The following is a 21,138-nucleotide window of genomic DNA, read 5'->3' on the forward strand; positions in this document are numbered from 1 at the left end:
GTGTTAGTCCTCCCCCAGGATCTGCGGCACCTTGAAACGCTGCTGCTCCTGGGCAGGGGCGCCGGAGAGCGCCTGCTCGGGGGTGAGCGACGGACGGACCTCGTCCGCGCGCATGACGTTGGTCAGCGGCAGCGGGTGGGAGGTCGGGGGTACGTCTTGGTCGGCGACTTCGGCGACGCGGGCGACCGCGCCGATGATGTCTCCGAGCTGACCGGCGAAATGGTCGAGTTCGTCGCCGGACAGCTCCAGACGCGCCAGCCGGGCGAGGTGGGCGACCTCCTCGCGCGTAATGCCAGGCATGCAGCGATCCTCAGGGGTGAGTGTGTGTGTTGTGACGCAATCCTATGGGCCTTCCCCCCTCGACCACGAAACGGAGCCCCCCGGCCCCCCGGGGACCGCTCGCCGGGGGCACCCGATCCCGACGCCCCCCTCGGCTGGACGAAGCCCCCCGGCCACGGGCACCCCGACCACCCCCATCCCGCCCGGCCACCCGAGCACACCGGTCCATGGGCACCCCGACCACCCCCATCCCGCCCGGCCACCCGAGCACACCGGTCCATGGGCAGCCCGAGCACACTCAGCCCGTCCGGCGCTTGAGGACGGCCCCCGCACCACGGGGAGCCCGAGCACATCAGCCCGTCCGGCGCTTGAGGACGGCCCCCGTGCCACGGGGAGCCCGAGCACACTCAGCCCGTCCGGCGCTTGAGGACGGACCCTGCGCCACAGGACCCCGCATCCTGCGGCCCCGGTCAGGGAACCACCTGGGTGGAGGGGGACTCCGTGGAGTCGGGCGCGGGAGGGGCCGGCTGAGGGTGGCGGTGCCAGCCGCGCTCACCACGAGCCCGCAGCCACGCGGTGGTCTCCTGCGGCGGCATAGCGGCAGCGACCAACCACCCCTGCACCGCGTCACACCCCAGATCCCGCAGCCGCTCCCACGTCTCGTCGTCCTCCACCCCCTCCGCCACCACCAGCAGCCCCAGCGAGTGCGCCAGGTCCACCGTGCAGCGGACGATCTCCGCGTCCTCGGTGTCCACCGCGAGGCGGGCCACGAACGAGCGGTCGATCTTCAGCTCGCTCACCGGGAGCCGGCGCAGATGGACGAGGGAGGAGTACCCGGTGCCGAAGTCGTCCAGCGACATCTTCACGCCGTGGTCGGTCAGCCCCGCCAGGGTGTCCGCGGCCCGCTGCGGGTCCTCCAGCAGCACATGCTCGGTGATCTCCAGCTGGAGCGCGCCCGGCGGCACCCCGTGCCGGGCCAGCCGGGCGGCCACGGACCCGGCGAAACCGGGGGTGTGGACATCGCGCGGGGAGACATTCACCGCGACCGGGACCTTCAGCCCCTGCGCCCGCCACTTGGCGACCTGCGCGAGCGCCGTGTCGAGGACGTACTCCGTGAGGTGGGGCATCAGCCCCGAGGACTCCGCGATGGCGATGAACTCGTCCGGCGGCACCCGCCCCCGGTCCGGGTGGACCCAGCGGACCAGCGCCTCCAGGCCCGCCACATGCCCGTCGAAGCGGACCTTGGGCTGGTAGTGCAGCTCCACCTCGCGCGCGTCCAGCGCACGGCGCAGATCGCCGAGGAGGCCGAGCCGGTCGGGGGTGTTGCTGTCGCGCTTCGACTCGTACACCTCCACTCCCGTGCGGTCCCGCTTGGCCTGGTACATCGCCACATCGGCGCGGCGCAGCAGCCCCTCCGCGTCGAGGGCGTGCTCCGGGAAGACCGCGACGCCCGCGCTGGCCTCCAGGACGAGGGTGAGCCCGTCCAGGTCCAGCGGCGAGGACAGCTCCACGGCGAGCTGCCGGGCCACGCGCTGGGCGCTGGTGATGGAGTCCGCCGTCGGGAGCAGCACCGCGAACTCGTCGCCGCCGAGGCGGGCGGCCTCGGCGCCGCGCGGCAGGGCGTGCCGGAGGCGGTGGGCTATCTGCAACAGCAGCCGGTCCCCCGCCAGATGGCCGAGGGTGTCGTTGACCGAGCGGAACCGGTCGAGGTCGATGAGGACCAGCGCGGCGCGGGTGCCGCCCGCCTCGGCCTCCTCCAGCGCGGACCAGGTCCGCTCCAGCAGCCACTGCCGGTTGGGGAGGCCGGTGAGCGGGTCGCGGAGCTGCTCCTCGGCCCGGGCGCGGGCGATCCACAGGGTGGAGTCCAGAGCGATCAGCGGTATCGCGAAGAGCGGGAGCAGCACCGGCAGCGCCGCCGCGACGACACAGATCAGCGGGGCGATACCGAGCAGTGCCACAGCGACGAGGCCCTGCCGCAGCAGGGCCGTACGGGCGATGGTGGGCAGTCCGCCGCCCTGGGGCGCGAGCACGTACCACAGAAGCAGCCGGGTGACCCCGAGGTAGACGGTGGCCGCGAGGATCAGTTCGGGCGCGGCCTCGATGCCCCAGTCGAGTGGCTCCCAGGGGTGCTCGACGCTGGGGGACGCCCCGAACGCCGCGAGGACGAGGGCCGCCGCCCCGATGCCGAGGATGTCGACGGAGCCGTGGAGCACACCGTGCCGCCAGCGGTGTTTGCGGACGGTGCCCACGAGGGCGACGACGGCGAGGCTGACGAGCCCGGCGGGCACCCAGCCGTAGAGCAGCAGGACCGCGATGGTCAGGGCGGCGCCGGAGCCGGTCCCGCCCCACCAGCGGTCCCGGCCGAGCGCCACCAGATGCCCGACGATGATCCCGGTGAGCACGGCGAACGCCCACCCCACCGTGGAGCCGGGGAAGAGCGCGCGGTCGTCCCGGAACGCCCCGCTGATTCCGGTGGCGAGGACGAGCGCGGCTCCTGTGACGACGGCGATGTGCAGCCCGGGTGTCATGCCCGCGAGGCCCGCGAGGGCTGCGAGCCCGCGCGGCCGTGGGACAGGGGCGGCGCTCTCGGTCGGTTCCATTCCCGTCCCTCTCACAGCCGGCGGTGCCGATGCCTGGCGATGGTTCCCTTTTGTCATGCCACCACGACGGAAATCCCACCACGCGGCCGTGCACGACAGGCGCACATCTCAACAGTAGGCGGCGGGACGCTCCGACGGGCAGCGCTCTACTGCTCTTGCCCGAATGCGACCGGACCACCCTTATCCATCTGCTATGCGCCGAACGGGTGACCTGTACCAGTCGTTCCCCCGGCGCGGAAGTCGTCTTGTTCCCGCTCCGGCAGCGCCTTTCGGATGCCGGGGCGAGCCCCTTCCAACTCCCGCGCACGCCCCCCTCCGTCACGCCTCAGCAGGCACTGCCGCCTCACGGGCCGCCTCAGGACCCTCCGCGAGCAGAATTCCGAATCCCTCCTCATTCAGAACCGGCACCTTCAGCTGCATCGCTTTGTCGTACTTGGAACCCGGGTTGTCTCCGACAACCACAAATCCAGTCTTCTTGGAAACAGATCCGGTCACTTTCGCACCGAGCCTCTGAAGGGCCTCTTTTGCGCCATCCCTGGTGTGGTTCTCCAGGGTTCCGGTGACGACCACGGTGACCCCTTCGAGCGGCCGGGGACCGGTCTCCTCACCCGCGCCCTCGTCCTCCATGCGCACCCCGGCCGCCCGCCACTTGCGCAGGATCTCCTGGTGCCACTCCTCGGCGAACCACTGCTTGAGGGAGGCGGCGATGGTGGCGCCCACCCCCTCGGTGGCGGCCAGCTCCTCCTCGGTGGCCTCCTGGATGCGCTGGACGGAGCGGAACTCCCGGGCCAGCGCCTCGGCCGCCACCGGGCCCACATGGCGGATGGAGAGCCCGGTGAGAATCCGGGCGAGCGGGCGGGTTCTGGCCGCCGCGATGTTCTCCAGCATCGCCACGGCGTTCTTCCGGGCCTCGCCCTCCTGGTTGGCGAAGACGGTGGCGATCTTGTCCTCGCCCGTCTTCGGGTCCCGCTTGGGCAGCTTGCTGTCCTGGTCGAGGACGTACGCCCGGATGGGGAGCAGCTGCTCCATCGTGAGGTCGAAGAGGTCGCCCTCATCCCTCAGCGGGGGCTGCGAGGGCTCCAGCGGCCTGGTGAGGGCCGCCGCCGCCACATAGCCGAAGTGCTCGATGTCGAGCGCCTTGCGGCCCGCGAGATAGAAGAGCCGCTCGCGCAACTGGGCCGGGCAGGAGCGGGCGTTCGGGCAGCGCACATCGATGTCGCCCTCCTTCATGGGCCGCAGCGCGGTGCCGCACTCCGGGCACTCGGCGGGCATCACGAACTCCCGCTCGGTGCCGTCCCTCAGCTCGGCCACCGGCCCCAGGATCTCCGGAATGACATCACCGGCCTTGCGCAGCACCACCGTGTCGCCGATGAGGACGCCCTTGGCCTTCACCACGTCCTGGTTGTGCAGGGTGGCGAACTCGACCTCGGAGCCGGCCACCTGCACCGGTTCCACCTGGGCGTAGGGGGTGACCCGGCCGGTGCGGCCGACGCCGACGAGGATGTTCACCAGCTTGGTGTTGACCTCCTCCGGCGGGTACTTCCAGGCGATGGCCCAGCGGGGCGCCCGTGCGGTGGAGCCCAGCCGCCCCTGGAGCGGGATCTCGTCGAGCTTGACCACCACCCCGTCGATCTCGTGCTCCATGGAGTGGCGGTTCTCGCCGAAGTGCGCGATGAACCGGCGCACACCCTCCAGGGAGTCCACCACCTCGTTGTGCCGGGCGGTGGGCAGGCCCCAGGAGCGCAGCAGGTCGTAGGCGTGGGAGAGGCAGTCGATGGTGAAGCCCTCGCGCGCGCCGATGCCGTGGACCACCATGTGCAGCGGGAGGGTCGCCGTGACCTTGGGGTCCTTCTGGCGCAGGGAGCCGGAGGCGGAGTTGCGCGGGTTGGCGTAGGGCTGCTCGCCGGCGGCCACCCGTCTCTCGTTCAGCTCCAGGAACTTGTCCATCGGGAAGTAGACCTCGCCGCGGATCTCCACGAAATCCGGGACGTTGTCGCCGTGCAGCCGCTCGGGGATGTCGGCGATGGTGCGGATGTTCGGCGTGATGTCCTCGCCGACGCGTCCGTCGCCCCGGGTCGCGGCGCGGGTCAGCCGGCCCTTCTCGTACGTCAGGTTCACGGCGAGGCCGTCGACCTTCAGCTCGCACAGGAAGTGGAAGCCGGAGGCGCCGACCTCGCGCTCGACCCGCTCGGCCCAGGCGGTCAGCTCCTCCTCGTCGAAGGCGTTGTCCAGGGAGAGCATGCGCTCGCGGTGCTCGACCTTGGCCAGGTCGGTCTCGTACTGCCCGGCGACCTTCTGGGTCGGGGAGTCGGGCGTCCGCAGGGCGGGATGCTCCTCCTCCAGGGCTTCGAGCGAGCGCAGCAGCCGGTCGAAGTCGCCGTCGCTGATGACCGGCTGGTCCTTCACGTAGTACCGGAAGCGGTGCTCCTCGATCTGTTCGGCGAGGTCGGCATGGCGCTCGCGCGCCTGCGCGGGCAGCCCCGACTCCTCCTGCGCGGACAGGTCCGTCCGCTCTTCGCCAGCCACCGTAGTGTCCTCCCGGCCCTCGGCACCCATTACTCAGGGTTGTCTGCGAGCGATCTCGCGGCGCTGACGCAGTGGGCGAGCGCCGCCCGTGCGTACGCCGGTGACGCGCCCGCCAGACCGCAGGCGGGAGTGATCACCACGGACTCGGCGAGAGTCCCCGGATTCAGCCCCAACCTGCGCCACAGCGTCCTTACCCCCATGACGCTACCTGCCGGGTCTGACAATGCGGTGTCGATGGCCGGCACCGTTCCGGCGAAGAGCCGGGTGCCGCCCTCGACGGCCTCACCGATCACCTCGTCGTCACGCTCGGTAAGGAGCTGGAAGTCGAAGGAGACTCCCGCCGCGCCGGCCCGGCGCAGCAGGGCGAAGGGCACGTCCGGGGCGCAGGAGTGGACGACCGCCCGCTCCCCCGCCATCAGGTCCCGGAGCACGGACTCCACGGTCTGCCGGTCCACGGCGCGGTGGGTGCGGTAACCGCTGGCGCTGCGGATCTGCCCGCGCAGCACGGCGGTGAGGGAGGGCTCGTCCAACTGGAGCACGACCCGCGCGCCCGGGACGCGGCGGCGCACATCGGCCAGATGGGTGCGGAGCCCCTCGGCGAGCGAGGCGGCGAGGTCGCGGCACGCCCCGAGGTCGGAGAGAACGGACTCCCCATTGCGCAGCTCCAGTGCGGCGGCGAGTGTCCACGCGCCGGCGACCTGCACCTTCAGCGGTCCTTCGTACCCTTGTGTGAACTCCTCCAGGGCGTCGAGGTCCTCGCCGAGCCAGGAGCGGGCGCGCCGGGTGTCGCGGCCCGGCCGGTCGCTGATCCGCCACCCGCTGGGCTCGACATGGGCGTACATCTCGACGAGCAGTCCGAGGCTCCGGCCGATCATGTCGGCGCCGGGCCCGCGCGCGGGAAGCTCGGGGAGGTACGGAAAGCCCTCGAAGGAGCCGGTGACGGTGCGGGCCGCCTCCCGGGCGTCACTGCCCGGCATGGACCCGACACCGGTGGCGGGGCCCCAGCCGGTCTGCTCTGTCTCGCTCTTGTCGCTCACCCGGGAAGGGTACGTGCCCCTCCCGGCGCTCCCCGGGGAAGGCCCCCGCCCGGGGAGCCGCCGGGGCGGGGAGCGCGGGACCTCCGGGGAGCCGCCGGAGGACCCTCGGGACGGGGAGCGGGAACGAGGCCGGGAGCCGCGGGGAGCCGGTGCGGGAGCGGGCGCGGGCGCGGAGCCGCGGGCCCTCAGCGACCCGGGCGGACGCTCAGATTGTCGATCTCGGCGTCGCGCGGCAGATCGATCGCGGTGATGATCGCGGTCGCCACCGACTCCGGGTCGATCCAGCGGGACACCTCGTACTCCCGGCCCTCCTGGGAGTGCACCTTGGCCTGCATGGGGCTCGCCGTGCGCCCAGGGAAGACCGAGGTGACCCGTACGCCGTTGCCGTGCTCCTCCTCGCGGAGGGAGTCGGCGAGGGCCTTGAGCCCGTGCTTGGAGGCCGCGTACGCGCTCCACTGGGCGTGGGCGGCCAGCCCGGCACCCGAGTTGACGAAGACCACATGGCCGCGGGCGGCCCGCAGCTGGGGCAGCATCAGCCGGGTCAGCTCGGCGGGGGCGATCAGATTGGTGTTGAGCTGCTGGTGCCAGGTCTTGGGCCGCAGATCGCCGACCGGGCCGAGGTCGACGACGCCCGCGATGTTGAGGAGGGAGTCCAGCCGGTCGGGCATCGGCTGGTGCGAGAAGGCCCAGGAGATCCGGTCGGGGTCGGCGAGGTCGGCGACGAGCGTACGGGCGCCGGGGTGGGCGGCGGCCAGCTCCTTCGCGCGGCCGGCGTCACGCGCCAGCAGAATCAGGTCGTCACCGCGCCCGTGGAGCCGGCGGGCGACAGCCGCGCCTATGCCGGAGCCCGCTCCGGTGATCAGATGTGTTGCCATGGGGCCATGGTCGCACTCCGGACACGGGCGGTCCTCCGCGCCGCCCGCCGGGCGCCGCCCTCACCGGATACCGGCCTGCTCCTCCAGGTGGGCGAGGGCCGCGACACCGTCCTCGGCGAAGAACACCAGTTCGGTGAGGGGCAACGGAAGAAATCCCTCGTCCTCCATCCGCCGGAGCTGTTCCTTGAGCCCGTCGTAGAAACCCGCGGTGTTCAGCAGGACCACCGGCTTGGTGTGTTTGCCGTGCTTCTTCAGCTCCAGGATCTCGGTGGCCTCGTCCAGTGTTCCCATGCCGCCGACCATGACGACGATCGCGTCGGCCCTGGCGAGCAGCAGCGCCTTCCGCTCGGCCAGATCCCCGGCGACCACCAATTCATCGGCGTCCGCCCGGGCCACATGGGAGAGGAAATCGACGGACACCCCGACGAGCCGCCCGCCGCCCGCCCGCACCCCATCGGCGACGACCTTCATCAGACCGCTCTCGGAACCGCCCCAGACCAGGGTGTGACCCCCTTTGCCGAGCAGCGCCGCGAACTCCCGGGCGGGCCCGGTGTAGCGGTCGTCCAGATCGGCGGCGGAGAGAAAGACACAGATGTTCATGGAATCACCGTACGGGTCGCCGCTGACATCCGTGAACACTCCGCATGTCAGCGGGGGTTCGGCCCGTTCCGGCGGAAAAATCTTCCGGCCGGACGATGAGTTCGGGGAACGGCACCGGTCAGCACTGCCATGGACAATATGAGCCGGACGCTCAGCAAGGCGCGGTCGGGAGACGGCACGCTCATCGCGTACGAGCGGTGGGGTGAGGGGCCGCCCGTGGTGCTGGTCGGCGGGGCGCTCTGCACGGCGGCCACGGACGCGCCGCTCGCCGGGCTGCTCGCACCCCGTTTCGGTGTCGTCACCTACGACCGGCGCGGCCGGGCGGCGAGCGGGGACACCGCCCCCTACGCGGTGGAGCGGGAGATCGAGGACCTGGCGGCGGTGATCGAGGAGGTGGGCGGCAGCGCCTCGGTGCACGGTATGTCGTCGGGCGGCGCGCTCGCCCTGCGGGCCGCGGCGGCGGGTCTGCCGATCACCCAGCTCTCCGTCTACGAGCCGCCGTTCAATCCGGCGGTACGGGCCGGTCAGCGGCCCGCGACCGACCTCCCCGGAATGCGGCGGACGCTGGCCTCGGGCAGACGCTCGGAGGTGCTCGCGGCCTTCCTGGGCGAGGCGGGGATGCCCGGCGAGACGGTGGCCCGGATGCGCCACTCCCCCCTGTGGGCCGGGCTGGAGTCGGTGGCGCACACCCTTCCGTACGACCACGAGGTCATGGGCAACGGAGCGGTGCCCACCGGGCTGCTGCGCTCGGTCGGCGTCCGGGTCATGGTGGTCGACGGCGGCGCGAGCCCGCCGTGGACGCGCGAGGCGGCCCGGCTCACCGCCCAGGCCCTGCCGCGCGGCCGGCACCGCACCCTGACGGGACAGACCCACGAGGTGGCGCCGCATGTGCTGGCCCCCGTGGTGGAGGATTTCCTGGCGGCGTGAAGGGCCGGGGAGGGAGGAGAGGGGCTGGGGGCGGAGGGGGTGCCGCACCGTGTGCGGAAGGGGTACGGAGTGCGCGGCCCGGGCCCTCGTACCGCACGGGCCGCTCCCGTGCCACCGCCCTCACCGGAACGAGTGGTCTGTGGGGAAGGGGCGGCCGGGGCGGGCGGCGGGGTCGGCAAACTGTGCGCGCGAGCGAGGAGTTGCCCCATGGCCCCCAGGCACAGCCCCACCATCCGCCAGCGCCGGTTCGGCGCCGAACTGCGCAGGCTGCGCGAGAGCGCCGGGCTCTCCGCGCCCGTGGCGGCGGACCGCCTCGGGGCGGACCGCACGATGATCTCGAACATCGAGGCCGGACGATTCGGGATCAGCGAGGAGCGGCTGCGCCGGCTCGCGGGCATCTACGACTGCGGGGACGCCGGACTCGTCGACGCGCTGGCGGCGATGACCGGCGGTCGGGCGAAAGGGTGGTGGGACGAGTACCGCGGAAAGATCCCACCGGATTTCCTGGACGTCGCGGAACTGGAACACCACGCGTCGGCGCTCACCACGCTGCAGACCGCCCATATTCCCGGTCTGTTCCAGACGGAGGACCATGCCCGCGCGCTCTTCGGGCTCTTTGTCCCGGCGCTGCCCCGGCTGGAGATCGAATTGCGGATCGCGCACCGGCAGGCCCGGCACGAAGTGATCACCCGGACACCCGCGACCCCCTATGTGGGAATGATCCACGAGACGGCGCTCAGCATGTGTGTCGGAGGGCGCGCGGTGGCCAGGGCGCAGTTGGAACGGCTGCTGGAGGAGAGCGACCGGCCGAATGTCCGGCTGCTGGTCATCCCTTTCGCGACAGAGGGATTTCCGATGGCCGGGGACACGATGATGTACGCGTCGGCGGAGAATGCGCATCTGGACACCGTGGAAGTGGACTCGCCGATCGGGGCGGTCTTCTTCGACTCACCCACGCAATTGGCCAACTTCCGGAAACGCCTGGACGTCGTCGAGCGGGTCGCGTTGAATCCGGAGCGGTCGAGGGACCGCATCCTCGCCATCGCCGGGAGTCTCTAGCGCTTCTCAAGAGGTACCGCTTGTCCACGCTGAGCTGGTTCAAGTCCTCGTTCTCCGAGGCGTCCGGCAATGCCTGCATCGAGGTGGCGGCGGACGGCGGAGCGGGAATCGCCATCCGGGACAGCGGCTGTCCGGCACAGGTGATCACAGCGGGGCGCTCGGTCTTCGCCGTCTTCGTGACCTTCGCCGCGAGGGCCCCGGCCCCGGTGTCGGCACGGGCCGCTCCGGCACCGGTTCCGGCTCATGCTCCGGGGCCGGTTCCGGGGCCGGGGCCGGCGGTGCGCTCCGGGGCGCCCCGCCGGTGACCACGCCCGGGCCTCAGGCCACCGAGGCGGCCGAGGCGGCGGCCGGGGCCCTGCGGGTCGCGGAGATCGTCGCCGAGCCCACCACACGGGTGCCGTCGTAGAGCACGATCGCCTGGCCGGGGGCGACACCCCGCACCGGCTCGGCGAAGTCCACCAGCAGCTCGCCGCCGTCCAGCCGGGCCGTCACGGCGGTCTCCCCGCCGTGGGCGCGCAGCTGGGCCGTGTAGGCGCCGGGGCCCGCCGGGGCAGCGCCGCACCAGCGGGGCCTGATCGCGGTCAGGGAGACCACGTCCAGCGCCTCGACCGGTCCGACCGTCACGGTGTTGTTCACCGGTGAGATGTCCAGCACATAGCGGGGCTTTCCGTCGGGCGCGGGCCGGCCGATGCGCAGCCCCTTGCGCTGGCCGATGGTGAAGCCGAAGGCGCCCTCGTGGGTGCCGACCTTCGCCCCCGACTCGTCGAGGATGTCGCCCTCGGCCGCGCCGAGGCGGTTGGCGAGGAACCCCTGGGTGTCGCCGTCGGCGATGAAGCAGATGTCGTGGCTGTCCGGCTTCTTGGCGACTGCCAGACCGCGCCGCTCGGCCTCCGCGCGGATCTCGTCCTTGGTGGTGAGGGTGTCGCCGAGGGGGAACATCGCGTGGGCGAGCTGGCGCTCGTCCAGCACACCGAGGACGTACGACTGGTCCTTGGCCATGTCCTCGGCGCGGTGCAGCTCCCGGCCGCCGTCCTCGCGGAGCACGACCGTGGCGTAGTGGCCGGTGCAGACCGCGTCGAAGCCGAGGGCGAGGGCCTTGTCGAGCAGCGCGGCGAACTTGATCTTCTCGTTGCAGCGCAGACAGGGGTTGGGGGTGCGCCCGGCCTCGTACTCCGCGACGAAGTCGTCGACCACGTCCTCGCGGAAGCGTTCGGCGAGGTCCCACACATAGAAGGGGATGCCGATCACGTCGGCGGCCCGGCGGGCGTCGCGCGAGTCCTCGATGGTGCAGCAGCCGCGCGCACCCGTGCGGAAGGACTGCGGGTTCGCGGAGAGCGCGAGGTGCACACCGGTCACATCGTGTCCGGCCTCGGCGGCGCGGGCGGCGGCGACGGCGGAGTCCACTCCGCCCGACATGGCGGCGAGCACGCGCAGGGGGCGCGGGGAAGTCTGAGTCATAGCTCTACCAGGGTAAGGGCCCGGGGAACCAGGAGCTCGCGCGTATGCGTTGAAGACGGCATGGGAAGCGATGCGAGAAGCAGTGCCGCCGGAGGCAGCGGCGGCGGCGGCCGGGCGAAGGGGGGCGGGCGGGGCAAGGGCGGGAGACCGCGGCTGGGCAGACGGGGTGTGCTGATCGGGGGCGCGGCCGTGGTGGCGGGCGCCGGGGCGCTCGCGTGGGATGAGCTGGAGCGGCTGTGGTGGCGGGTGCCGGGGATGGCGAAGCCGCGCAAGGAGGGTGAGCTGGACCACGCGGACGCGGAGTGGACGGCGGCGTCGACGGCGAACTGGCGGCTGGCGGACCGCCCCGACGACTTCACGATCGACCGGGTGATCATCCATGTGGTGCAGGGGAGCTACCCCACGGCGCTGCGGGTCTTCAAGAACCCGGGGCACGGCGCGGCGACCCACTACGTGGTGCGCAAGGACGGGCATGTGGCACAGATGATCCGTGAGCTGGATGTGGCCTTCCACGCGGGGAACCGCTCGTTCAACGAGCGCAGTATCGGGATAGAGCACGAGGGGTTCGTGGACCGGCCGCGGGATTTCACGGCCGCGATGTACGAGGGGTCGGCGCGGCTCACCGCGGGGATATGCGTGCGGTACGGGCTGCCGGTGGACCGGGAGCACATCATCGGGCATGTGGAGGTGCCGGGGACGGACCACACGGACCCCGGGCCGCACTGGGACTGGGACCGCTACATGAAGCTGGTCCGGGCGGCGATGCCGTCGGCGCGGGCCGCCGCCGGGTAGCCCGCCGGGTGGCCGGCCCGGGCGGGGCCGGTCAGCTCAGTCCGGCGGTGCGGGCGCGGGCCACGGCCGGTCCGATCGCCTCGGCGACTGCCGCGACGTCCGCCTTGGTGGAGGTGTGGCCGAGGCTGAAGCGGAGGGTGCCGCGCGCGAGGTCCGGGGGGGTGCCGGTGGCGAGGAGTACGTGGCTGGGCTGGGCGACCCCGGCCGTGCAGGCCGAGCCGGTGGAGCACTCGATGCCCTGGGCGTCCAGGAGGAGGAGCAGGGAGTCGCCCTCGCAGCCGGGGAAGGTGAAGTGGGCGTTGGCGGGGAGGCGGTCGTCGGGGTCGCCGCCGAGGATCGCGTCGGGGACGGCCGCGCGGACGGCGCGGATCAGTTCGTCGCGGAGGGAGCCGACGTCGTGGGCGTACCGCGCGCGGCGCTCGGCGGCGAGCCTGCCGGCGACCGCGAAGGCGGCGATGGCGGGGGCGTCGAGGGTGCCGGAGCGCACATGGCGCTCCTGGCCGCCGCCGTGCAGCACCGGTACGGGGGTGTACTCCCGGCCCAGCAGCAGGGCGCCGGTGCCGTAGGGGCCGCCGATCTTGTGGCCGGAGACGGTCATGGCGGCGAGGCCGGAGGCGGCGAAGCCGAGTTCGAGCTGGCCGAAGGCCTGGACGGCGTCGGAGTGCAGGGGGATGTGGAACTCGTGGGCGACGGCGGCGAGTTCGGTGATCGGCATGACCGTGCCGATCTCGTTGTTGGCCCACATCACGGTGGCGAGCGCCACATCGTCCGGGTTGCGCTCGATCGCCTCGCGGAGGGCTTCGGGGTGGACCCGGCCGTAGGGGTCGACCGGCAGGTACTCGACGGTCGCGCCCTCGTGCTCGCCGAGCCACTCGACGGCGTCGAGGACGGCGTGGTGCTCGACGGGGCTGGAGAGGACGCGGGTTCTGGCGGGGTCGGCGTCGCGGCGCTGCCAGTAGAGGCCCTTGACGGCGAGGTTGTCGGCCTCGGTGCCGCCGGAGGTGAAGACCACCTCGCTGGGCCGGGCGCCGAGGGCCTCGGCGAGGGTTTCCCGGGCCTCCTCGACGGTCCGCCGGGCGCGCCGCCCGGCGGCGTGCAGGGCGGAGGCGTTGCCGGTGGTGGTGAGCTGCGCGGTCATTGCCTCGACGGCCTCCGGCAGCATGGGAGTGGTCGCAGCGTGGTCGAGGTAAGCCATGGTGCCCCAATCCTAACGAGCCCCTCGGCCCCCGGGGCCCGCGCGGTGCGGCCGCCGGCCGCGGGGGGTCGTCCTCAATCGCCGGACGGGCTGGAAATGCCCGGGGCGCCCGTCGCACGAGGGTTGTCCTCGCCGGACCGCCCGGAATTGCTCGGGTGACCCGTGGCACAGGGTCCGTCCTCAAACGCCGGACGGGCTGGAAATGCCCCGGCCGTCCTCACCCGACCAGCCGGAATCGCTCGGGCCACCCGTGGCACAGGGTCCGTCCTCAAACGCCGGACGGGCTGGAGATGCCCGGGCCGTCCTCGTCCGCCGGACGGAAATGCCCGGGCCGTCCTCGTCCGCCGGACGGAAATGTTCGGGCCGTCCTCGTCCGCCGGGCGGAAATGTTCGGGCCGTCCTCGTCCGGCCGGGCGGGAATGTTCGGGCCGTCCTCGTCCGGCCGGGCGGGAATGTTCGGGCCGTCCTCGTCCGGCCGGGCGGGGGGCGCTTGGGCTACTCGTAGAGAGCCGATATCGCTGCCGCCTCGCGGGCGAGGTCCTCGCGGGCCGCGGGCGGGGTGAGGACCTCGACACTCGCGCCGAAGGCGAGCAGCGAGCGCACCGCCCTCAGCGGTGAGAACCCCAGCTCCACCCGGAACCACTCCCCGCCCTCCTCCACCGGCCCACCCCTCAGCCGCCCGAGATGCAGCCGCAGAAAGAGATCCAGGCGGTCCGCCCTGACCCGGGCGGTCACCGGGGACTCCTCCGGAGGGTCCTCGATCCGGCTGCGCAGGGTCCGCCAGATGTCCGCGAGTTCCAGCCCGGCCCGCCGGCGCGCCGGCTCGTCCACGACATGCGCGGCGTCCACCCGGTCCGCCCGGAAGAGCCGGGGCTCGCCCTCCTTGTCGGCGACCAGGTACCAGACCCCGGCCTTCACCACGAGGCCGTACGGGTCGACCAGATACTCCCGCGGCTCGCCCGCCCCGCCCCTGCGGTACCGCAGCCACAGCCTGCGGTCGGTGAAGACCGCGCTGTTGAGGGCGTCCAGGTCGACGGCCGCCCCGGGCCGCCGGGTGAGCCAGCGCTCGGGGTCGACCAGAATCCGCCGGCTCGTCAGCTCGGCCGCCGGCCGGTGCGGCTCGGGCAGCGCCGCCATGACCTTGCGGAGCGCGGACCCGAGCGCCCGGTCCAGGCCGAGCGCCGAGTGCGCGCCCCGGGACGCGAGGACGAACAGGGCCCGGGACTCGTCCTCGGTGAGCCCGGTGACATCGGTCCGGAACCCGGGCAGCAGGGTGATCCCGCCGTACCGCCCGCGCTCGGCGTAGACCGGGACCCCGGCGGCGGAGAGCGCCTCGACATCGCGGTAGATGGTGCGCACGGAGACCTCCAGGCGCTCCGCGAGTTCGGCGGCGCGCACCAGCCCCCGGGTCTGGAGGAGGAGCAGGATCGACAGGAGCCGGTCGGATTTCACGGGCTCGATCCTCCCGCCCCGAGGTGACGGGCGGTGGCGGGTTTCCCGTGGAGAGTGCGGATCGTCACAGCGCGGACGGCCACCGGGAGACGGACTGGACGAACGCGGCGCCGCCCGCTTCCCGGAGCCGGTGAGGACCGTGTGGCCGGGGCCCGTGCCCTCAGCCCGGCAGCCGTCCCAGCCGGGCCGCCAGCTCCGCGATCCTGGCCCGCCAGGCGTCGAGGGCGGCCTCGGGGGCGGCCGTGGGCGGCCCGGTCTGGGTGAGGATCAGCCGGGCGCCGTGGCCCGTGCCGCCGGTGAGCCGCCAGCGGACCTCGCCCGGCGGGGTTCGGGCGTAGGCGAGCAGCCCGGGCGGGCGCAGTGCGGTGATCCGGCCGGGCGGGCTCGCGGGGGTGGTGAATCCGCGCGGGACGGGCCCGCCGAGCAGCGGGGTCGAGCCCGCCGCCAGCTCGGCCCAGACCGTCCGGGCCGGGCGCACGAGCTGGCGCTCGAAGCGGATGCGCCAGCCGTCGCCGGTGGTCTCGACGGTGCCCTGGTCGAGGCCGAAGCGGGCGATGTACTCCTCGTGCAGGGTGCCGCCGGTGTCCCGCTCGGCGCTGATCTCCGCCCCGTCGAGCAGCTGTCCCAGGGCGGTGACGCAGAGCTGCCACCCGGCGGCGAAGCTCGCCGCGCCGAACCGGTCGCCGAAGGTGTGCGCCAGGGTGAGGAGGGAGCCGTCGCCGTCGGGGGCGATCTCCCAGCGCAGCCGGTCCTCGCCCCAGGTGTACGCGAAGAGGCGCGGCTCCTCGGCGTCGGTGACCGTACCGGTGGTCTCGGGCTCTCCCCCGCCGGGGAAGAGGAAGCCGATCCTGCCGCCGGGGTGCGGCTCCACCCGCACCTCGGCGGGGAACCAGCGGGCGAGCAGCCCGGGCCGGGTGACCGCCTCCCAGACCCGCTGGGGCGGGTGCGCGAGACGGCGCTCCATCCGCAGGGTGGTCCGGCCGTCGACGGTGGTGAGGGTGTCGGGGTGGTGGGTGGTCATGGGGCAGCCGTCCTCCGTCGAGGCCCCCCGGTCGCGGGTCCTCCCGGTCGCGGGTCGCCGGCCGTCGCGGGTCGCCGGCCTGTCACGGGCCCCCGGTCGCAGTCTGCGGCAGTCCCGGGACCCCTGCACCCCGGCCGGCCCGGCCACCCGGGCCCGCGGGCGGACGGTGACCGGCCCTCGCGGCCTCAGTGCCCGCCCGGCACCTTCGCGAGCTGGCGCGACTGCGCCACCAGCCGGTCGCGGCTGTCCCAGACCTCCGCGTCCTCCTCCAGGAAGCCGCCCGCCACGTTCCGGGTGGTGATCGCGACCCGGAGCGGGCCCGGAGCGGGCCGGCAGCGGATGTGGGTGGTCAGCTCGATGGTCGGGGTCCAGCCCTGGATGCCCAGCTCGAAGGCGGTCGGCGGGAGGGCGTCCACGGTGAGCAGCAGGGAGAGCGGATCGGCGTCCCGCCCGTCGGCGAGCCCGAACCAGCCGCGCATCTCCCCCTTGCCGGAGGGCGCGCCGAGGGCCCAGCCGACGGTCGCGGGGTCCAGCCGGAGGCTCAGCCGGTCCAGGATGGCGGTGCTGCCGGGGAGCACCGGCTGCGGCGCGTCGTCGGTGCCGGGGCACTGCTCGTACGGCGGGATGGGCGGCGGGGTCGCCGATGTGCCCACGTCCGGGGTGAGCAGCTCCAGGTCGCCGTAGGTGGCGAGCACCCGGATGCGCTCGACCTCGGTGCCGTCCTCCTCGTACTGGACGAGGGAGGCCTGTCCGGTGGAGAGGGTGCGGCCGGTCCGGACGGTCTCGGTGCGGATCACGGCGGGGCCGGGCCGGGAGGCGCTCAGATAGTGCGCCGAGACGGTGAAGGGGTCGGGGTGCGGGAGGGTGTCGCTCAGCGCCCGGCCGAGGAGGGCGAGCAGATAGCCGCCGTTGACGGCGCGGAGGATCGTCCAGCCCGCCGAGAGCTCGGCGTCGTAGACGCCGGGTGCGCGCCGGGTGACGGCGGTGTCGCGGTCGAACTCGCTGTCCCCGATGGATGCCTGAACTGCCTGTGCCATGGCAGCACCGTACAAGAATGACCCTACTGAGCGGTAGCTTTTTCCGGGAGGATCTCCCCCTCACTGACCGTCGTCCGCCATCGCCGAGCGGCGGTTCCAGGCGCGCGGCGCCCGCCAGTGGTACCGGATCGCGAGCAGCCGCAGGGTGAGCGCGGTCATCACGGCGAGCCCGCTGGTCAGCGCGTTCAGGGCGTCGAAGCGGATACAGAGCGCGGTGATCACCGCGCCGACGATCGCGGGTACGGCGTAGAGGTCGCGGTCCCAGCGCAGCAGCGAGGGGACCTCATTGGCCAGGACATCGCGGAGCACCCCGCCGCCGACCGCCGTCGCGAGCCCCAGCACCGCCGAGAAGGTCAGGCCGAGGCCGTACTCGTACGCCTTGACCGTCCCCGTCACACAGAACAGCCCGAGCCCGGCCGCGTCGAAGACATTGACGCCCGTCTGGATGCGCTCCACATGGGGGTGGAGGAAGAAGACGAGGGCGGTGGCCACCAGGGGCATCAGAAAGTACCCGAGGTCGGTGAAGGCGGCCGGGGGCACGGCCCCGATGATCAGGTCGCGGAAGAGCCCTCCGCCCAGCGCGGTCACCTCGGCGAGCACCGCGATGCCGAAGACATCGAAGTTCTTGCGTACGGCGAGGAGCGCGCCGGAGATCGCGAAGACGAAGATCCCGGCGAGGTCGAGCGCGTGCTGGACGGAGGGGGTGAAGAATTCTTGGAGCACCGCACGATTGTGCCGGGTGCCGGGAGCGCTTCCGGCCCACCCGCTCCCGACCCGCCCGGCAGCCCGCAGGTCCCGGCCCGGTGACTCCCGGCGACTCCCGGTGACTCCCGGTGACTCCCGGTGACTCCCGGCGACCGTCCGGCCCGGTGGCTCTACTCCGCCGCCGTGCCCGGCTCCCCGGCTCCGCCCTTCACACTCTCCGTGATCTGCGCGCCCTCCGCGCCTTCTGTGTTCTCAGCGGTCGCGGCGTTCGCCGCGTTCGCGGTGCTCTCAGCGTTCTCCGGGTGGTGGCAGGCCACCTGCCGGTCCGGCCCCAGCGCGATCAGCGGCGGCTCCTTCTCCTCGCAGACCGCGGTCGCCTTCCAGCAGCGGGTGTGGAACCGGCACCCGGGCGGCGGCGCGATCGGTGACGGCACATCGCCCTTCAGCAGAATCCGCTCGCTCCGCACCCCGCGCCGCCGGGGGTCGGGCACGGGCACGGCGGAGAGCAGGGCCTTGGTGTAGGGGTGCATCGGCGACTCGTACAGCGAGGCCCGGTCCGCCAGCTCCACGATCTTGCCGAGGTACATCACCGCGATCCGGTCCGAGACATGGCGGATCACCGAGAGGTCATGGGCGATGATCACATAGGTGAGCCCCAGCTCGTCCTGGAGGTCGTCCAGCAGATTGACCACCTGCGCCTGGATGGAGACATCGAGCGCCGAGACCGGCTCGTCCGCCACCACCAGCTTCGGCTTGAGGGCGAGCGCGCGGGCGATGCCGATGCGCTGGCGCTGGCCGCCGGAGAACTCGTGCGGATAGCGGTTGAAGTGCTCGGGGTTGAGACCGACCAGCTCCAGCAGCCGCTGGACCTCCTTCTTGATCCCGCCCTCGGGCCTGATGCCCTGGAGCCGGAACGGCGCCGAGACGATGGTGCCGATGGTGTGCCGGGGGTTCAGCGAGGAGTACGGGTCCTGGAAGATCATCTGGACGTCGCGGCGCAGCGGGCGCATCGCCCCGACCCCGAGATGGGTGATGTCGTGGCCCTGGAACTCGATCTTCCCGGCGGAGGGTTCGAGGAGCCGGGTGATCAGCCGGCCCATGGTCGACTTCCCGCAGCCGGACTCGCCCACCACGCCGAGGGTCTCCCCGGGCCGGACGTCGAAGGTCAGCCCGTCGACCGCCTGGACGGCGCCGGTCTGCCGCCGCAGCATCCCCTTGCGGATGGGGAAGTGCTTGACCAGCCCCTCGACCTTCAGCAGCGCGTCGGGAGCCGCCGCCGGGACGCCGGCCTGTCCGGGAATCTTCACAGTCTCACTCACAGCTTGGGCGCAATCTCTTCGGTCCAGATCCGCGTCCGCGTCTCCGGTGCCATGTGGCAGGCGGAGAAGTGCGCGCCGCCGACCGTCCGGAGGTCCGGGCGGACGGTACGGGTCACATCCTTCTCCGGCACGTCGGCGTACGGGCACCGCGGATTGAAGGCACAGCCGTCGGGGATGTTGATCAGGCTGGGCGGGGAGCCCTTGACCGGGATGAGCCGCTCGGTCTGGTCGCGGTCGATACGGGGCATCGAGCCGAGCAGACCCCAGGTGTAGGGGTGCTGCGGCTCGTAGAAGACCTTCTCGGCCGGGCCGCGCTCCACGCACCGGCCGCCGTACATCACCAGGATGTCGTCGGCGAGTTCGGCGACCACCCCCAGATCGTGGGTGATGACGATGACGGCGGAGCCGAACTCCTTCTGGAGGTCGCGGATCAGATCGAGGATCTGGGCCTGGACGGTGACGTCCAGGGCGGTCGTCGGCTCGTCGGCGATCAGCAGCTCGGGGTTGTTCACCAGCGCCATCGCGATCATCGCGCGCTGGCGCATCCCGCCGGAGAACTCGTGCGGATAGTTGTCCACCCGCTTGTCCGGCTGGGGGATGCCCACCCGGTCGAGCATCTCGACGGCCCGCTTGCGCGCGGTCTTCTTGTCGACGTCGTGGTGGACCCGGTACGCCTCCACGATCTGCCGGCCGATCGTGTAGTACGGATGGAGCGCGGAGAGCGGGTCCTGGAAGATCATCGCCATGTCCCGGCCCCGGAGCCTGCGCACCCGGTCGGGGTCGGCGCCGAGCAGCTCCTGCCCGTCGAGCCAGACCTCACCGGAGATCCGCGCCTTGCGGCGGCCGTACTGCCCGGCGGTGTGCAGGCCCATGATGCCCAGCGAGGTGACGGATTTGCCGGAGCCGGACTCGCCGACGATGCCGAGGGTCCTGCCCTTCTCCAGCTGGAAGCTGAGCCCGTCGACGGACTTCACCAGACCGTCGTCGGTCGGGAAGTGCACCCGCAGATCGCGGACTTCGAGGAAGGCGGTCGGGGCGGCCGAGCCCGCGAGGGCGACCTCGCCGGCGGCCAGTCCGGACGGACCCGGTGCGCCGGCCGGGCCGGACGCGCCGGGGTCGGCGGACGCGCCGGGGTCGGTGGGGTCGGTGGGGTCGGTGGTGCCGAGGTTGGTCATCCGAGCCTCACTCGCGGGTCGACAACGGCGTACAGCAGGTCCACGAGGAGGTTCGCGACACAGATGAAGAGCGCCGCGAAGAGGGTCACGCCGAGGATCAGCGGAAGGTCCTTGGTGTTGATGGACTCGATCGCGAGCCGTCCGAGGCCGGGAAGGTTGTAGGTGGACTCGGTGAGCACGGCGCCTCCGAGCAGGGCCCCGAGGTCCAGTCCCAGCAGGGTCAGCACCGGCGTCCAGGTGGAGCGCATCGCGTGCCGGCCGATGACGACCCGTTCGGTGAGGCCCTTGGCGCGGGCGGTGCGGATGTAGTCCTCACCCATGATCTCCAGCATGGTGGCGCGGGTGAGCCGCGCGTACATCGCCGCGTACAGGAAGGCGAGGGTGATCCACGGCAGCACCAGCGTCTGGAACCACTGGGCGAAGTCCTCCTCCAGCGGCGCGTACTCACCGCTGACCCAGTCGAGCTGGTAGCTGAAGACGGCCAGCGAGAGCAGGCCGGTGAAGTAGATGGGGAGCGAGACGCCGGCCAGGGCGACGGTCATGGCGGCCCGGTCCCACACCGTGCCCCGGCGGAGCGCCGAGACCACTCCGGCCGCGACTCCGCCGCCCACCCAGAGGAGACAGGCCCCCGCGGCGAGCGACAGGGTGACCGGGATCGCCTCGGTGAGCTGGGGCCACACATCCTGCTCGGTGCGGAAGGAGTAGCCGAAGCAGGGGGCCGGGCACTTGGTGACATCGGCGCCGTTGGCGTACTCCCGGCCGGCGAACAGGCCCTGGACGAAGTTCCAGAACTGCACCAGCACCGGATCGGCGAGGCCGAGCTTCTGCCGGATGCCCTCGATCGCGGCCTCGTCGGTCTGCTTCCCGGCGAAGAGATACGCCGGATCGGTGCCGGCCCACTTGGGCAGCACGAAGAAGATGCAGAAGGTCGTCAGGGTCACGACCAACAACATCATGGCGACGGCGAACAAGCGCCGGATGACATAAGCAAGCACTGTGCGCGGCCCGGCGGTGGCCCGGGGAACCCCTCATCGGGGTTCCCCGGGCCACCGCCCGAGGCCATCACCTGCCCTTCGGGACT

19 protein-coding genes are annotated in these 21,138 nt (G+C 72.6%); 4 read left to right on the top strand and 15 right to left on the bottom strand.

Features of this window, described 5'->3' with window-relative positions:
* Positions 1-3 precede the first annotated feature (3 nt).
* The 6 genes from gatC to ACWCRA_RS06945 all read right to left on the bottom strand — a co-directional run bounded on the left by gatC (position 4) and on the right by ACWCRA_RS06945 (position 7,917).
* Positions 4-300, bottom strand: a complete 297-nt coding sequence (gatC, locus tag ACWCRA_RS06920) for an Asp-tRNA(Asn)/Glu-tRNA(Gln) amidotransferase subunit GatC (RefSeq protein ID WP_190125320.1) — start codon at positions 298-300, stop codon at positions 4-6.
* Between the two features lie 449 nt (positions 301-749).
* Complete coding sequence (locus ACWCRA_RS06925) at positions 750-2,879, bottom strand: putative bifunctional diguanylate cyclase/phosphodiesterase (protein ID WP_351548830.1); 2,130 nt, start codon at positions 2,877-2,879, stop codon at positions 750-752.
* Between the two features lie 318 nt (positions 2,880-3,197).
* Positions 3,198-5,435 (bottom strand): NAD-dependent DNA ligase LigA, encoded by a 2,238-nt coding sequence (gene ligA / locus ACWCRA_RS06930; RefSeq protein WP_351548827.1) that lies wholly within the window; start codon positions 5,433-5,435, stop codon positions 3,198-3,200.
* Positions 5,435-6,442 (bottom strand): methionine synthase, encoded by a 1,008-nt coding sequence (locus tag ACWCRA_RS06935; RefSeq protein ID WP_451066981.1) that lies wholly within the window; start codon positions 6,440-6,442, stop codon positions 5,435-5,437. The genes ligA and ACWCRA_RS06935 overlap by 1 nt, the downstream gene beginning before the upstream one ends.
* Positions 6,443-6,627: 185 nt before the next feature.
* Entirely contained in the window at positions 6,628-7,317 is a 690-nt protein-coding gene (locus tag ACWCRA_RS06940; RefSeq protein WP_351548821.1) for an SDR family oxidoreductase, read from the bottom strand.
* A 60-nt stretch (positions 7,318-7,377) separates the two neighbouring features.
* A complete protein-coding gene (locus ACWCRA_RS06945; protein ID WP_351548818.1) occupies positions 7,378-7,917 on the bottom strand; it encodes an LOG family protein in 540 nt (179 codons plus the stop codon).
* 129 nt (positions 7,918-8,046) lie between these two features.
* Here ACWCRA_RS06945 and ACWCRA_RS06950 point away from each other — a divergent pair, with 129 nt between their 5' ends.
* The 3 genes from ACWCRA_RS06950 (at position 8,047) to ACWCRA_RS06960 (ending at position 10,208) form a co-directional block, all read left to right on the top strand.
* The gene (locus tag ACWCRA_RS06950; RefSeq protein WP_351548816.1) at positions 8,047-8,844 is read left to right on the top strand and encodes an alpha/beta fold hydrolase; all 798 of its coding nucleotides are present in this window, start codon (positions 8,047-8,049) and stop codon (positions 8,842-8,844) included.
* Positions 8,845-9,051: 207 nt separating this feature from the next.
* Positions 9,052-9,903: a helix-turn-helix domain-containing protein gene (locus ACWCRA_RS06955; RefSeq protein ID WP_351548813.1), complete on the top strand. Its 852-nt coding sequence runs from the start codon at positions 9,052-9,054 to the stop codon at positions 9,901-9,903.
* A 20-nt stretch (positions 9,904-9,923) separates the two neighbouring features.
* On the top strand, positions 9,924-10,208 hold the full coding sequence (locus ACWCRA_RS06960) for a DUF397 domain-containing protein (protein WP_351548810.1): 285 nt from the start codon (positions 9,924-9,926) through the stop codon (positions 10,206-10,208).
* A gap of 13 nt (positions 10,209-10,221) precedes the next feature.
* Here ACWCRA_RS06960 and mnmA read toward each other — a convergent pair whose 3' ends face one another.
* Positions 10,222-11,361, bottom strand: a complete 1,140-nt coding sequence (gene mnmA / locus ACWCRA_RS06965; protein WP_351548807.1) for a tRNA 2-thiouridine(34) synthase MnmA — start codon at positions 11,359-11,361, stop codon at positions 10,222-10,224.
* 60 nt (positions 11,362-11,421) lie between these two features.
* Between mnmA and ACWCRA_RS06970 the strand changes: the two genes are divergently transcribed.
* Positions 11,422-12,153, top strand: coding sequence for an N-acetylmuramoyl-L-alanine amidase (locus tag ACWCRA_RS06970; RefSeq protein WP_351548804.1), 732 nt, complete (start codon positions 11,422-11,424; stop codon positions 12,151-12,153).
* Positions 12,154-12,184: 31 nt separating this feature from the next.
* Here ACWCRA_RS06970 and ACWCRA_RS06975 read toward each other — a convergent pair whose 3' ends face one another.
* The 8 genes from ACWCRA_RS06975 to ACWCRA_RS07010 all read right to left on the bottom strand — a co-directional run bounded on the left by ACWCRA_RS06975 (position 12,185) and on the right by ACWCRA_RS07010 (position 21,052).
* Entirely contained in the window at positions 12,185-13,348 is a 1,164-nt protein-coding gene (locus ACWCRA_RS06975; RefSeq protein ID WP_351548801.1) for a cysteine desulfurase family protein, read from the bottom strand.
* 495 nt (positions 13,349-13,843) lie between these two features.
* Positions 13,844-14,800, bottom strand: coding sequence for a helix-turn-helix transcriptional regulator (locus ACWCRA_RS06980; RefSeq protein WP_351548798.1), 957 nt, complete (start codon positions 14,798-14,800; stop codon positions 13,844-13,846).
* Between the two features lie 160 nt (positions 14,801-14,960).
* Positions 14,961-15,821 (bottom strand): SRPBCC family protein, encoded by an 861-nt coding sequence (locus tag ACWCRA_RS06985; protein WP_351548795.1) that lies wholly within the window; start codon positions 15,819-15,821, stop codon positions 14,961-14,963.
* Between the two features lie 185 nt (positions 15,822-16,006).
* The gene (locus ACWCRA_RS06990) at positions 16,007-16,858 is read right to left on the bottom strand and encodes a thioesterase family protein (protein ID WP_451066982.1); all 852 of its coding nucleotides are present in this window, start codon (positions 16,856-16,858) and stop codon (positions 16,007-16,009) included.
* 60 nt (positions 16,859-16,918) lie between these two features.
* Complete coding sequence (locus ACWCRA_RS06995) at positions 16,919-17,581, bottom strand: trimeric intracellular cation channel family protein (protein ID WP_351548789.1); 663 nt, start codon at positions 17,579-17,581, stop codon at positions 16,919-16,921.
* Positions 17,582-17,733: 152 nt separating this feature from the next.
* A complete protein-coding gene (locus tag ACWCRA_RS07000) occupies positions 17,734-18,882 on the bottom strand; it encodes an ABC transporter ATP-binding protein (RefSeq protein WP_451066983.1) in 1,149 nt (382 codons plus the stop codon).
* Positions 18,879-20,057, bottom strand: coding sequence for an ABC transporter ATP-binding protein (locus ACWCRA_RS07005; RefSeq protein ID WP_451066984.1), 1,179 nt, complete (start codon positions 20,055-20,057; stop codon positions 18,879-18,881). Before ACWCRA_RS07005 ends, ACWCRA_RS07000 begins: the two co-directional genes overlap by 4 nt.
* A complete protein-coding gene (locus tag ACWCRA_RS07010; protein ID WP_351548783.1) occupies positions 20,054-21,052 on the bottom strand; it encodes an ABC transporter permease in 999 nt (332 codons plus the stop codon). Before ACWCRA_RS07010 ends, ACWCRA_RS07005 begins: the two co-directional genes overlap by 4 nt.
* Between the last annotated feature and the right edge of the window lie 86 nt (positions 21,053-21,138).

This window comes from Streptomyces sp. NPDC001889, from assembly GCF_053594535.1.